This window comes from Micromonospora sp. SCSIO 07396 (genome assembly GCF_053667945.1).
Map to the genome: position 1 here is coordinate 3,065,496 of NZ_CM132210.1, position 11,899 is coordinate 3,077,394.

Consider the following 11,899-nt stretch of genomic DNA (forward strand, 5'->3'; position numbering starts at 1 on the left):
GGCGGTAGGAGAAGCCGATGGATCCGTTGAGCACCCTGTGGGAGACGTTCTTCGACGGGGAGTCCATGCGCGAGGCGCTGCCCGAGATGCTGACCGTCGGGCTGCCCAACACGCTGATCCTGGCGGTCTCCGCCGCCCTGCTCGGCTCGGTGCTGGGCATGGCGCTGGCCGTGGCGGGCATCTCCCGTACCCGCTGGTTGCGGTGGCCGGCCCGGGTCTACACCGACGTGTTCCGGGGCCTGCCGGCCGCCGCCACCATCCTGCTGATCGGTGTCGGCCTGGCCCCGCTCGGCATGCAGGTGTGGGGCCCCAACCCGTACCCGCTGGGCATCCTGGCGCTGTCGCTGATCGCCGCCGCGTACATCGGGGAGATCTTCCGCTCCGGCATCCAGAGCGTGGAGGCGGCGCAGCTGGAGGGGGCCCGCGCGCTCGGCTTCTCCTGGGGTGAGGCGATGCGCCTGGTCATCGTCCCGCAGGGGGTACGCCGGGTGCTGCCCGCCTGGGTCAACCAGCTGATCGCGCTGATCAAGGACTCCAGCCTGGTCTACTTCCTCGGCCTGCTGGCCAGCCAGCGGGAACTGTTCCGGATCGGGCAGGACTACGCGGCCAACACCGGCAACCAGTCGGCGCTGCTACTGGCCGGCCTGTGCTACCTGCTGCTGACCGTCCCGTTGACCCATGCGGTCAACGCCATCGACCGCCGGCTGCGCCGGGGCCGGACGGTCACCGTCGACCCCGACCCCGACGACGACGGCGGGCTGGCCCTGGCCGGCGAGACCGCCCTACCGCGACCGCGTCCCACCCGGAAGGATCCCCGATGACCGCCGGCACCGCGACCACCACCCCGGTCAGCCTCGCCGTCCGCGACGTGCACCTGGCCTTCGGGGCGAACCGGGTGCTGCGCGGCGTCGACCTGGACGTCGCCCGGGGCGCGACGGCGTGCGTCATCGGCCCGTCCGGCTCCGGCAAGTCCACCCTGCTACGCACCGTCAACCGGCTGATCGAACCGGACGCCGGTGACGTCCTGCTCGACGGGCGCAGCGTGCTGCGCGACGACCCGGACGCCCTGCGGCAACGGGTCGGGATGGTCTTCCAGCAGTTCAACCTGTTCCCGCACATGACCGTGCTGCGCAACATCACCCTGGCCCTGCGCCGGCTCAAGAAGCTGCCCGAGGAGGAGGCGGTCGCGCGGGCCCGGACGCAGTTGGCGCTGGTCGGCCTCGCCGCCAAGGCCGAGTCCCGACCCGCCCACCTCTCCGGCGGGCAGCAGCAGCGGGTCGCCATCGCCCGCGCGCTGGCCCTGCAACCTGAGGTGATGCTCTTCGACGAGGCCACCTCGGCGCTCGATCCCGAGCTGGTCAAGGGGGTGCTCGGGGTGATGGCCGAGCTGGCCGCCGGGGGCATGACGATGGTGGTGGTCACCCACGAGATGGGCTTCGCCCGCTCGGTCGCCGACACCGTTGCGTTCATGGACCACGGTGTCGTGCTGGAGGCCGGCGCACCGGAGGCGGTCTTCGAGGCACCGCAGCACCCCCGGCTGCGCCGCTTCCTGTCCCAGGTGCTCTGAGACGGCGACGCCGCTCCCGGCAGGGCGGGAGCGGCGTCGGATGGTACGGATGACCCGGCGGTCAGGTCATGTCGTCGTAGCGGCGGTCGATCGGCTTGGGCGGGGCTACCGGCTCGGAGGCGTGCACCGGCTCGGACAACGCCAGTTCCGGCGTGGCCACCACCGGGTCGTCGTCCAACTCCAGCGGCGACACCTCGTCGTCACTCAACCCCGCGTAGGAGCCGTCGCGCCGCTTCCTGCGCCGGTCGTTGATGAACGCCACCCCGACCGCGACGAAGTACAGCAGCGACAGCGAGAGGGCCAGCAGCGTCATGCCGAACGGACCCGGGTCCGGAGTGGCGATCGCGGCGAAGGCGAAGCAGATGAAGATGACCGCCCGCCACCAGCTCAGCAGGCGCTTCGCGCTCGCCACGCCGGTGAAGTTGAGCATCAACAGGATCAGCGGGAACTCGAACGCCACCCCGAACAGCAGGATCATGTTCGTGACGAACGAGATGTAGCGGGTCACCTCGAGCTGGGTCGACAGCCCGGTGACACCGGACTCCATCAGGAACGCGAGGCCCTTGTCCACCACCAGGTAGGCCAGGACCGCCCCGGCAGCGAACAGCGGCGCCGCGATCGACACGAAGACGTACGCCCACTTGCGTTCGTGCCGGTGCAGGCCGGGCGCGATGAACGCCCACAGCTGGTAGAGCCAGACCGGTGCCCCGACGATCAGGCCGATCCAGAGCGCCAGCTTCAGCTTGAGGATGAAGCCGTCCGCCGGTGACAGCTGGAGGAACTGCTGACACTCGCCCGCCGCGTCGAGGGCACCGGGCAGCTGGCAGTACGGCTCCTTGAGCAGATTGAACGCGGGCTGCGCGAGCCAGAAGCCCACGATCAGCCCCACCACGATCGCCAGCGAGGCGCGGAACAGCCGGTTCCGCAGCTCGCGGACATGTTCCATGAGCGTCATGGAACCGTCGGAGGCCCGTTCGAAGGTGCTGGGGCCACGTTTACGGAGTGCGAAGGCCACGGTGATCGGGCCCTTCGGTCAGTTGTCGCGGACGCGCTGCACCGGGTCGACCGGCGGGGCGAGCGGCTGCTGCTGGGGCTGCGGCGGGGCGTACTGCTGCTGAGGCTGCTGGGCGTACTGCTGCTGGGGCTGCGGCGCGTACGGCTGCTGCTGCACGGGCTGCTGCTGGGGCGGCAGCGGCTGGTAGCCGGCCTGCGCGTCGGCCTTCTCGGCCAGGTCGCGGTCGTCGTCGGCCAGGCTCTTGGTCTCCGCCTTGATGATCCGCAACGAACGGCCGAGCGAGCGGGCCGCGTCGGGAAGCCGCTTCGCGCCGAACAGCAGGATCAGCACGACCACGAGTACGGCGATGTGCCACGGCTTGAGGGCACCCATGGGAAGCTCCAGTCGCTCTGTGTCGAAGGGTGGGGTCGTCGCCCATCGTACGTGCGCGACGGGCTGCTGCCACCCGCCGGGCCACCGCTGATGCGGCCCGGCCGGTGAAGTCTTGACCACCGCTGAGTGTCCCGTCAACCACCTGTACGGGTGCAGAGCCGCGTGAAACGGACGCCGGGCGGACGGCGGGCACGCGATTCACCGACCGGCGTCGATCACTCTCCGCGCCTGGCATCGATCGGTTCGCGCCCTCGACCCCGGTCAGTTCCCGCGCTTGGCCTTGATCAGTTCGAGCCGCTGCTGGGTCGTCTCGGTCTGCCGCTGCAACGCCTCGGCCCGCTCCTGCAACGCCTCGGCGCTGTGCCGCAACGCCTCCGCGTCGGCCTGACGACGCTGCAACCCCACCGCCGCCCGGCGCAGCCGGGGCAGCCGCACCAGCACCGGGCGCACCGCCAGGGCCAACACGACGAGCGCGAACAGCAGCACCGCCAGCACGATCCACTTCACCACGGCGGTCAGCCTACCGGGACGTCACCGCGCCCGCCGGGCCGGCCGGGGCGGGCGTCGCGTACGCCTCCAGCGCGGCGGTGGCCTGGGCGCGGACCTGGGTGGCCAGCTCGACCGGGGCGAGGACGGTGACGTCCGGGCCCAGCCCGAGCACGAAGCGGCGGGCCCAGTCGAGATCGGTCACCCGCAGCGACACCAGCCAGTGGTCACCGTCGACCTCGACCCGCTCACACGGGTAGTACTCGGTGATCCACCGCTCCCCCCGCCCGATCCGCAGGGTGATCAGCGGCAGGTCCGCAGACGGCTGGAACACCCCCTGCCGCAGGTCGTGCGGGCGGGCCTGCGGCGGCACCACGGCCGGCTCGTCCAGCTCGACGACCGCGTCGATCCGGTCGGCCCGGAACAACCGGACCGCCTCGGCGCGGCGGCACCACGCCTCGACGTACGCCCGGCCGTCGACCATCAGCATCCGCAGCGGGTCGATGACGCGGTCGGTGCTCTCGTCCCGGGCGGCGGTGTAGTAGGTGATCCGCAGCGCCCGCCGTCGCTCGACCGCGGCCCGCAGCTCCTGCACCCGCTGGCCCTCGCCGGGCAGCCGGACGGCCACCGGGGCGCCGACCAGGTCACCGGCCGCGTTCTCGATCTTGGCCAGGGCCCGTTCGACGGCCTCCCGGTTGGCCACCCCGGGCGTCTCGGCGAGCATCCGCAGCGCCACCACCAGGGCCAGCGCCTCGTCCGGGGTGAGCCGCAGCGGCCGGTCGATGCCGGCGTCGTAGGTGATGGTCACCCGGTCGCCGTCGAAGGCCATGTCGATCAGGTCACCCGGGCCGTAGCCGGGCAGCCCGCAGACCCAGAGCAGCTCCAGGTCCTCGCGCAGCTGCCGTTCGGTGACGCCCAGGTCGCCGGCCGCCTCGGCGATCTCGATGCCCGGCCGGGCCAGCAGGTAGGGCACCAGGTTCAGCAGCCGGGCTAGCCGGTCGGCGGAGGTACGCGCGGCGGGGCGGGTCACCTGGCACCCCCGGCCACGGCCAACTCGTCGTGCCGCACGGCGATCTCCTTGAGCCGCTGGATCACCGCGTCGCGCACCTCGGGTGGGTCCAGCACCCGGACGTCCGGGCCGTATCCGACCAGGTGTCCGGCCAGCGACTCCGGATCGGCATAGGGCAGCACCAACCGGTCACCGTCGGGGCCGGGCACGCACTGCACCGCCCACCGGCGCAGCCCGGCGGCCCGCCCGGGGGTGGCCAGCACGGTGGCCCGACCGGTCCGCTCGACCGGCCCGGACCAGGCGGCCACGTGCGAGATCAGGTCGACGCCGGCCGGGGGCTCGTAGCCGCCCGGCGCACCGGTGACGCGCACCGCGCCGGTCACCCGGGACAGCCGGAAGCAGCGGGTGGCCGCCCGGTCCCGGTCGTGGCCCACCACGTACCAGCGGCCCCGCCAGCAGACCACGCCCCACGGTTGCAACCGGCGGCGGGTCGGCGCGTCCCGGTCGGGCACCCGGTAGTCGAAGGCGACCTCGCGGCGGTCCCGGGCGGCGGCGGTGAGCGGGGCGAACGCCGGGTCGACGGTGACCATCGGCTCCAACCCGAGGGTGGCCTGCGGATCGACGTCCACGCCGGCCGCGCGCAGCTTGGCCAGCCCCGAGGAGGCGGCGGCGGCCAGCCCGGCGTGCTGCCACAACCGGGCGGCGATGCCCACCGCGGCGGCCTCGTCCGGTTCGAGCGGGATGTCGGGCAGGGCGTACTCCCGGTGGGCGATCCGGTAACCGGGCTCGGCGTCGAACACGCTGGCCGTCCCGGTCTCCAGCGGCACCCCCAGCTCGCGCAGTTCCGCCTTGTCCCGCTCGAACTTACGCTGGAACGCCTCGTGTTCCCGGGCGTCGTCCGGATCGTGTTCGTAGCCGGGCACGGTCGCGGCGATCTGCGCGGCGGTCAGGAACCGCCTGGTGGACAGCAGACAGATCACCAGGTTGACCAGGCGTTCGGTACGACTCCGCGACACGGGGTGAACGCTAGCAGCCCGGACGGGATACCCGTGCACCCACGCCGGACCGGGCCCGCCCCACCCGACCACGATCCCCGCCCCACCCCGCCCCGTCCTGCCCCACCCGCCCCGTCCAGCTGCGGTGATCAAGAGGTTCGCGTCATCCGTAAAGATCAAATTGACGTAAAGCTCTTGATCACCGGGGCACGACCCGCCGGCCGCTGCGGGCGGAGGCGGGTTCACGCAACTACGGTGACCGCATGTCGGAAGCCGCAGTCAAGAACGAGAGCGTCGGCACGGTGGTGGTGGCCGGGGCGGCGAACCTCGCCATCGCGGTGGCGAAACTGGTCGCCGGGATCCTCTCCGGCTCCGCGGCGATGCTCTCCGAGGCGGCCCACTCGGTCGCCGACACCACCACCGAGGTGCTGCTCTACCTGGCGCTGCGCCGGGGGGCCCGGCCCGCCGACGTCCGGCACCCGTTCGGGTACGGCAAGGAGAGCTACGTCTGGGCGTTCCTGGCCGCGCTGTTCACCTTCGTGGCCGGTGCCGGCTTCGCCATCACCCACGGGGTGACCACCATCCTGGTCCACGAACACAGCGGCGACTACCTGATCTCGTACGTGGTGCTGGCGGTCTCCTTCGCCATCGAGTCGGTGTCGCTGGCCCGCGCGGTCCGCCAGGTGCGCGGCGAGTCCCGCCGCTGGGGGACCACCCCGCGCCGGTTCCTGCGGCTGACCGCCGACACCACCGTCAAGGCGGTGTTCCTGGAGGACAGCGCCGCCCTGATCGGCCTGCTCATCGCCGGGGTCGGGCTGGGTCTGTCGCAGTGGACCGGCGACGAGCTGTTCGACGGCATCGCCTCGATCCTGATCGGCCTGCTGCTGCTCGTGGTCGCCGCCATCCTGGCCAGGAGCAACATCTCGCTGCTGGTCGGCCGGGCGGTGCCCGAACGGCTGCACCGCGAGATCGAACGCGAGCTGGCCGGCCTGCCGACGGTGGACCGGGTCGACACCCTGCTGACCATGCAACTCGGCCCGGACGACATCCTGGTGGCCGCCAAGGTCGACTTCCGGGACGAGGCGACCGGGGCCGACATCGAGGCCGCCGCCGACGAGGCCGAACGGCGGCTGACCGACCGCTACCCGGAGATCGGGTACGTCTTCCTCGATCCCACCCCGTCGCTGCCCGGTGTCACCGGCCGCCACGCCCGGCGTACCCAGCAGGAACCCGGCCCGGTGGGCGACGCACCGCTGGGCACGGCGTACCCCGGCCCGGCCGGCGGCACGCGACCGGCCGACGGGCCGTCCGATCAGGAGCCGGACGGGCGGGGCTGACCGGCCACGGCCCCGGACGCGGCCGGCCGGATGGTCGGCGATAGCGTGCCGGGCATGGTGCGATGGCGGTCCGGGACGGTCACGGCGGTACGGCGACGGTGGGCCGGCGCGGTGGAACTCGACGTCGCCCTGCCCGACGGGGCCAGCATGCGCGCGCTGGCCTACCCGGAGCTGGTCGGCGACCCCGTCCCCGGCGACCGGGTGCTGCTCAACGCCGGCGCGCTGCTGATGGGCCTGGGCACCGGCGGGTACTCCCTGGTGGTCGCCCTGCCCGACCGGCTGCCCGCCGACCCGCCGCAGGCCGGCGACACCCGCGACGCCGGTCACCTGGTCAAGGCCCGGTACACCCCGTTGCAGCCGATCATGCTGGGGGTCGACGAGGAGGCGTCGCCGCACCACGCGCTGCTCGCCGCCGTCGACGACCTGGACGGGCTGCCGGTGGTCACCGCCGACCTGCACTCCGCCCTGCCGGCGATCCTCGCCGGCATCCACGCCGACGCCCCCCGGGCCCGGGTGGCCTACCTGCTCACCGACGGGGGCGCGCTGCCGGCCTGGTTCTCCCGCACCCTCGACGGGCTACGCGACGCGCTGGTCGGCACGGTCAGCGTCGGGCAGGCGTTCGGCGGGGACCTGGAGGCGGCCACCCTGCACACCGGCCTGCTGGCCGCCCGGCACGTGCTCCGCGCCGACGTGGCGATCGTCGCGCAGGGGCCGGGCAACCTGGGCACCGGCACCCGGTGGGGGTTCTCCGGCGTCGCCGTCGGCGAGGCGGTCAACGCGGTGGCGGTGCTGGGTGGCCGGCCTGTCGGTTCGCTGCGGATCTCCGACGCCGACGCCCGCCCCCGGCACCAGGGGGTGTCGCACCACAGCCTCACCGCGTACGGCCGGGTGGCGTTGGCCCCGGCGGAGCTGGTGGTGCCGGACGGCCTGCCACCGGAGCTGGCGGCCCAGGTGGACACCGCGCTGGCCCCGCTGGCCGACCGGCACACCCTGGTCCGGGTCGGCACCACCGGCCTGGACGCCGCGCTGCGCGCCCTGCCCGTGCGACTGTCCACGATGGGCCGGGGTCTGGACGCCGACCACGCCTACTTCCTCGCGGCGGCCGCCGCCGGCCGGCACGCCGCCGCGCTGCTCGGCTGACCGGTCCCGGCACCGCCCGCCGGGGCGGTCGACCCCGTGGTCAGGCCGTGTAGCCGTGCTCGACGATCCGCGCGGCCGTCGCCTCGTAGCCCTCACCCTCGGGGGCGTAGGTGCCCAGCCCGTCGACGTACCGGTTGAACATGCAGAACGCGGCGGCGATCAGCACCGTGTCGTGGATCTCCAGGTCGGTGGCGCCCTCGGCGCGGGCCGCCTCGACCAGTTCGGTGGTGACCTGTCGCCCGTCGGCCTGGACCGCCGCGCCGATGCGGAGCAGGGCCCGCAGCTTCGCGCTGATCGGCGCGGTGTCCGGGTCGGCCCGCACCTGGTCGACCAGGGTCATCCCGGTGGGCAGCTGGGCGGCGGCGAACGCCGAGTGGGAGGCGCAGCAGAACCGGCACTCGTTGAGCCCGGAGACGTAGGCGGCGATCAGTTCCCGCTCGCCGGGCGTCAGCGTCGGGTGCGGGGCGCGCAACAGCACCTCGGCCAGCTCGTTCAGCGGTTTCGCGGTCTCCGGCCGGTAGCGCATCGGCCCGGTGATCCCCGGGAACGCCTTCTCGTCGAGACCAAGATCGATATGCGCCACCGGCACCCCCTGATTCGTCGGCCGCCTCCGACGGGCCGCCGTCGCACCAGGGTGCCAGCACCGGGCGGCCGGCTCATCTTCCAGATTGCTCGATCGGTCGGCGGCGACCCCACCGGGCGGTGCACGGCGGGGGACCGCGACGGCCCCGCGTCAGCCGACCAGGAAGATCAACGCGAGCCAGCCGACCACGATGACCACCAGCGCCACGGTCAACACCCAGGTCGGCACGGTGTACTCGCCCCGGCGGTTGCGGGCGATCTCGTCGCGGATCTTCGCCCGGCGGCGGTCGATCCAGTTGAGCCGCTGGGTGTCGCCGCGCTCGCGGTCGGCGGATTCGGAATCGTTCATCGCCCCGCCAGCGTACCGGTGGGCCGGCGGCCGTCACCGACCGCCGGCCCACCGGTCACATGCTCGCGATCAACCGCTCCACCCGCTCGTCGTACGCCCGGAACGGGTCCTTGCAGAGCACGGTGCGCTGCGCCTGGTCGTTGAGCTTCAGGTGCACCCAGTCGACGGTGAAGTCACGCCGCTTCTCCTGGGCGTGCCTGATGAACTCGCCACGCAGCCGGGCCCGGGTGGTCTGCGGCGGGGTCTCCTTGGCCTCGAAGATCTCCGGATCGGTGGCCACCCGGTCCACCTGGCCACGCCGTTCCAGCAGCCCGTACAGGCCCCGGCCCCGACGCAGGTCGTGGTAGGCCAGGTCCATCTGCGCCACCCGGGGGTGCGACAGCGGCAGGTCGTGCTTGCGCTGGTAGCGCTCGATCAGCCGGAGCTTGCTCACCCAGTCGATCTCCCGGGCCACCGGGTCCAGGTTGCCGCTCTCCACCGCGTTCAGCACCCGCCCCCACAGCTCCACCACCCGCTTGGCGGTCTGGTCGCCGCCGCGACGCTCCACGAACTCGGTGGCCCGCGCCAGGTACTCCTGCTGGATCTCCAACGCGCTGACCTCCTTGCCGGAGGCGAGCCGCACCTTACGCCGGCCGGTGATGTCGTGCGACACCTCCCGGATGGCCCGGATCGGGTTCTCCAGCGACAGGTCGCGCATCACCACGCCCGCCTCGATCATCCGCAGCACGATGTCGGCCGAGCCGACCTTGAGCAGCGTGGTGACCTCGTTCATGTTGGAGTCCCCGACGATGACGTGCAGCCGCCGGTAGCGTTCGGCGTCGGCGTGCGGCTCGTCGCGGGTGTTGATGATCGGCCGGCTGCGGGTGGTCGCCGAGGAGACGCCCTCCCAGATGTGCTCGGCCCGCTGGGACAGGCAATAGACCGCCCCGCGCGGGGTCTGCAACACCTTGCCCGCCCCGCAGATCAGCTGCCTGGTGACCAGGAACGGGATGAGCACGTCGGCCAGCCGACCGAACTCACCGTGCCGGGAGACCAGGTAGTTCTCGTGGCAGCCGTACGAGTTGCCGGCCGAGTCGGTGTTGTTCTTGAACAGGTAGATCTCACCCGCGATGCCCTCGTCGTGCAGCCGCTTCTCCGCATCGACGAGCAGGCCCTCCAGGATGCGCTCACCGGCCCGGTCGTGGGCGACCAGGTCGGTGACCGAGTCGCACTCCGGAGTGGCGTACTCCGGGTGCGACCCGACGTCCAGGTAGAGCCGGGCCCCGTTGCGCAGGAACACGTTGCTCGACCGGCCCCACGACACCACCCGGCGGAACAGGTACCGGGCGACCTCGTCTGGGGACAGCCGCCGCTGCCCGCGATAGGTGCAGGTGACGCCGTACTCGGTCTCGAGGCCGAAGATTCGCCGCTCCATGATGTGACACTAGCCGCCCGGAGGGCCGGTTCGTCACTGTCACAGCACAGGTAGTGTGCTCCGGTCGCTCAGATCCCGTCCGAGTACGACATTCCGTCCGGCCCCAGCCCGGCCACGAACTCCCGGCAGGCGGCGTAGTCCGGCAGCGTCCCTGCCGCCCTGACCTGCGCAAACGTCGGCGCCGCCGCGTCGCGGGCGGACAGTTGCGGCACCTCGGCGGGCCACTCGATGCCCAGCTCCGGGTCGAGCGGGTGCACCGCGTGCTCCCCGGTCGGGTTGTAGGTGGTCGAGCAGAGATAGTTGAGGGTCGCGTCGTCGGTCAACGCGCAGAAGCCGTGCCCCAGCCCCTCGGCCAGGTAGACCGCCCGCCGGTCGGTGTCGTCCAGCCGGACGCCCTCCCAACGGCCGAAGGTCGGCGAACCGGTCCGCAGGTCCACCACCACGTCGAGCACCGCGCCCCGCACACAGGTGACGTACTTGGCCTGCCCGGGCGGGACGTCGGCGAAATGGATGCCGCGCACCACACCCCGTCCGGAGATCGACAGGTTGGCCTGGGCCAGCCGCAGCGGATGGCCGACCGCCTCGGCGAGCTGGTCGAACCGGTACCACTCCATGAACAGGCCGCGTGGGTCACCGTGCTGCTGCGGGGTGACCTCCCAGGCGCCCTCGATGCTCAGCGGACGAATCTTCACCGCGCCCCCTCCGTTCCCGACTGTGCCGCGCGCAGCACCGCCTCGTCGTGCTTGTCGGCCAGCAGACCCAGCAGGTAGTCACCGTAACCGCTCTTGGTCAGCGGCTCGGCCAGCGCGCGCAGCTGCCCGTCGTCGATCAGGCCGGCCCGCCAGCAGACCTCCTCGACGCAGCCGATCTTCATGCCCTGCCGTTCCTCGATCACCCGGACGAACTCGCCGGCCTGCATCATCGAGGTGAAGGTGCCGGTGTCCAGCCAGGCGGTGCCCCGGTCCAGCACGGTGACCGACAGCTCGCCGGCCTCCCGGTACGCCTCGTTGACCGCGGTGATCTCCAGCTCGCCCCGGGCGCTGGGGGTGAGCTTGCCGGCGATCTCGACCACCCGGTTGTCGTAGAAGTACAGGCCGGGCACGGCGTAGCGGGACTTCGGCCGGGCCGGCTTCTCCTCGATCGACAGCACCCGGCCGTCGCCGTCGAAGTCGACCACGCCGTACGCCTGCGGGTTGGCCACCGGGTAGGCGAACACCCGCCCGCCGACCAGGTCGCCGTTGTCGGCCAACTGCCGGCCGAGGCCGACGCCGTGGAAGATGTTGTCGCCCAGCACCAGCGCCACCGAGTCGTCGCCGATGAAGTCCGCGCCGAGCACGAACGCCTGCGCGATGCCCTCCGGGCGGGCCTGGGCGACGTACTCCAGGCGCAGCCCCCACTGGCTGCCGTCGCCGAGCAGCCGCTGGAACTGCTCCTGGTCCTCCGGGGTGGTGATCACCAGGATCTCCCGCACCCCGGACATCACCAACGTCGACAGCGGGTAGTAGACCATCGGCTTGTCGAAGATCGGCATCAGCTGCTTGGACACCGCCCGGGTGATCGGCCACAGCCGGGACCCGGTGCCACCAGCGAGAAGGATTCCACGCACTGGGGGAGCCTACCGGGACCGGCGCGA

General features: G+C 72.5%; 14 protein-coding genes. 4 read left to right on the forward strand and 10 right to left on the reverse strand.

Annotated features, from left to right (window positions below; genetic code table 11):
* Window positions 1–17: 17 nt before the first annotated feature.
* Both ACWCHM_RS13050 and ACWCHM_RS13055 read left to right on the forward strand, forming a co-directional pair.
* Window positions 18–821, forward strand: coding sequence for an amino acid ABC transporter permease (locus ACWCHM_RS13050; protein WP_454222590.1), 804 nt, complete (start codon window positions 18–20; stop codon window positions 819–821).
* The gene (locus ACWCHM_RS13055; RefSeq protein WP_454222591.1) at window positions 818–1,567 is read left to right on the forward strand and encodes an amino acid ABC transporter ATP-binding protein; all 750 of its coding nucleotides are present in this window, start codon (window positions 818–820) and stop codon (window positions 1,565–1,567) included. The genes ACWCHM_RS13050 and ACWCHM_RS13055 overlap by 4 nt, the downstream gene beginning before the upstream one ends.
* A 61-nt stretch (window positions 1,568–1,628) precedes the next feature.
* Here the strand turns inward: ACWCHM_RS13055 and tatC are convergent, their stop codons facing one another.
* From tatC to ACWCHM_RS13080, 5 genes are all read right to left on the reverse strand, one after another.
* A complete protein-coding gene (gene tatC, locus ACWCHM_RS13060; protein WP_281897909.1) occupies window positions 1,629–2,582 on the reverse strand; it encodes a twin-arginine translocase subunit TatC in 954 nt (317 codons plus the stop codon).
* A gap of 18 nt (window positions 2,583–2,600) precedes the next feature.
* Window positions 2,601–2,954: a Sec-independent protein translocase subunit TatA gene (gene tatA, locus ACWCHM_RS13065; protein WP_281897911.1), complete on the reverse strand. Its 354-nt coding sequence runs from the start codon at window positions 2,952–2,954 to the stop codon at window positions 2,601–2,603.
* Window positions 2,955–3,215: 261 nt separating this feature from the next.
* On the reverse strand, window positions 3,216–3,464 hold the full coding sequence (locus ACWCHM_RS13070) for a hypothetical protein (RefSeq protein WP_204960141.1): 249 nt from the start codon (window positions 3,462–3,464) through the stop codon (window positions 3,216–3,218).
* A 10-nt stretch (window positions 3,465–3,474) separates the two neighbouring features.
* On the reverse strand, window positions 3,475–4,470 hold the full coding sequence (locus tag ACWCHM_RS13075) for a helix-turn-helix transcriptional regulator (protein WP_204960142.1): 996 nt from the start codon (window positions 4,468–4,470) through the stop codon (window positions 3,475–3,477).
* The gene (locus ACWCHM_RS13080; RefSeq protein WP_454222592.1) at window positions 4,467–5,465 is read right to left on the reverse strand and encodes a helix-turn-helix transcriptional regulator; all 999 of its coding nucleotides are present in this window, start codon (window positions 5,463–5,465) and stop codon (window positions 4,467–4,469) included. The genes ACWCHM_RS13075 and ACWCHM_RS13080 overlap by 4 nt, the downstream gene beginning before the upstream one ends.
* A gap of 242 nt (window positions 5,466–5,707) precedes the next feature.
* On the opposite strand from ACWCHM_RS13080, the gene ACWCHM_RS13085 reads away from it, so the two are divergent.
* Together ACWCHM_RS13085 and ACWCHM_RS13090 are read left to right on the forward strand one after the other, a co-directional pair.
* Window positions 5,708–6,781, forward strand: coding sequence for a cation diffusion facilitator family transporter (locus ACWCHM_RS13085; RefSeq protein ID WP_454222593.1), 1,074 nt, complete (start codon window positions 5,708–5,710; stop codon window positions 6,779–6,781).
* Window positions 6,782–6,835: 54 nt separating this feature from the next.
* A complete protein-coding gene (locus ACWCHM_RS13090) occupies window positions 6,836–7,921 on the forward strand; it encodes a DUF3866 family protein (RefSeq protein WP_454222595.1) in 1,086 nt (361 codons plus the stop codon).
* A gap of 40 nt (window positions 7,922–7,961) precedes the next feature.
* Here ACWCHM_RS13090 and ACWCHM_RS13095 read toward each other — a convergent pair whose 3' ends face one another.
* From ACWCHM_RS13095 to rfbA, 5 genes are all read right to left on the reverse strand, one after another.
* Window positions 7,962–8,504: a carboxymuconolactone decarboxylase family protein gene (locus ACWCHM_RS13095; RefSeq protein ID WP_204960146.1), complete on the reverse strand. Its 543-nt coding sequence runs from the start codon at window positions 8,502–8,504 to the stop codon at window positions 7,962–7,964.
* A gap of 150 nt (window positions 8,505–8,654) precedes the next feature.
* Complete coding sequence (locus tag ACWCHM_RS13100; protein WP_088646859.1) at window positions 8,655–8,852, reverse strand: hypothetical protein; 198 nt, start codon at window positions 8,850–8,852, stop codon at window positions 8,655–8,657.
* A gap of 55 nt (window positions 8,853–8,907) precedes the next feature.
* Complete coding sequence (pafA, locus tag ACWCHM_RS13105) at window positions 8,908–10,266, reverse strand: Pup--protein ligase (protein WP_088646860.1); 1,359 nt, start codon at window positions 10,264–10,266, stop codon at window positions 8,908–8,910.
* Between the two features lie 68 nt (window positions 10,267–10,334).
* Window positions 10,335–10,958, reverse strand: a complete 624-nt coding sequence (gene rfbC, locus ACWCHM_RS13110; protein ID WP_204960147.1) for a dTDP-4-dehydrorhamnose 3,5-epimerase — start codon at window positions 10,956–10,958, stop codon at window positions 10,335–10,337.
* Window positions 10,955–11,872 carry a glucose-1-phosphate thymidylyltransferase RfbA gene (gene rfbA, locus ACWCHM_RS13115; RefSeq protein WP_204960148.1) on the reverse strand — a complete coding sequence of 306 codons (918 nt, stop codon included), beginning with the start codon at window positions 11,870–11,872 and terminating at the stop codon, window positions 10,955–10,957. Before rfbA ends, rfbC begins: the two co-directional genes overlap by 4 nt.
* Window positions 11,873–11,899: the final 27 nt, after the last annotated feature.

What these genes read in the sequence shown, in the direction of transcription:
- ACWCHM_RS13050 (WP_454222590.1), top strand. Translation starts at nt 18, where the DNA reads ATGGATCCGTTGAGCACCCTGTGGGAGACGTTCTTCGACGGGGAGTCC.
- ACWCHM_RS13055 (WP_454222591.1), top strand. Translation starts at nt 818, where the DNA reads ATGACCGCCGGCACCGCGACCACCACCCCGGTCAGCCTCGCCGTCCGC.
- tatA (WP_281897911.1), bottom strand. Translation starts at nt 2,954, where the DNA reads ATGGGTGCCCTCAAGCCGTGGCACATCGCCGTACTCGTGGTCGTGCTG.
- ACWCHM_RS13085 (WP_454222593.1), top strand. Translation starts at nt 5,708, where the DNA reads ATGTCGGAAGCCGCAGTCAAGAACGAGAGCGTCGGCACGGTGGTGGTG.
- ACWCHM_RS13090 (WP_454222595.1), top strand. Translation starts at nt 6,836, where the DNA reads ATGGTGCGATGGCGGTCCGGGACGGTCACGGCGGTACGGCGACGGTGG.
- ACWCHM_RS13100 (WP_088646859.1), bottom strand. Translation starts at nt 8,852, where the DNA reads ATGAACGATTCCGAATCCGCCGACCGCGAGCGCGGCGACACCCAGCGG.
- pafA (WP_088646860.1), bottom strand. Translation starts at nt 10,266, where the DNA reads ATGGAGCGGCGAATCTTCGGCCTCGAGACCGAGTACGGCGTCACCTGC.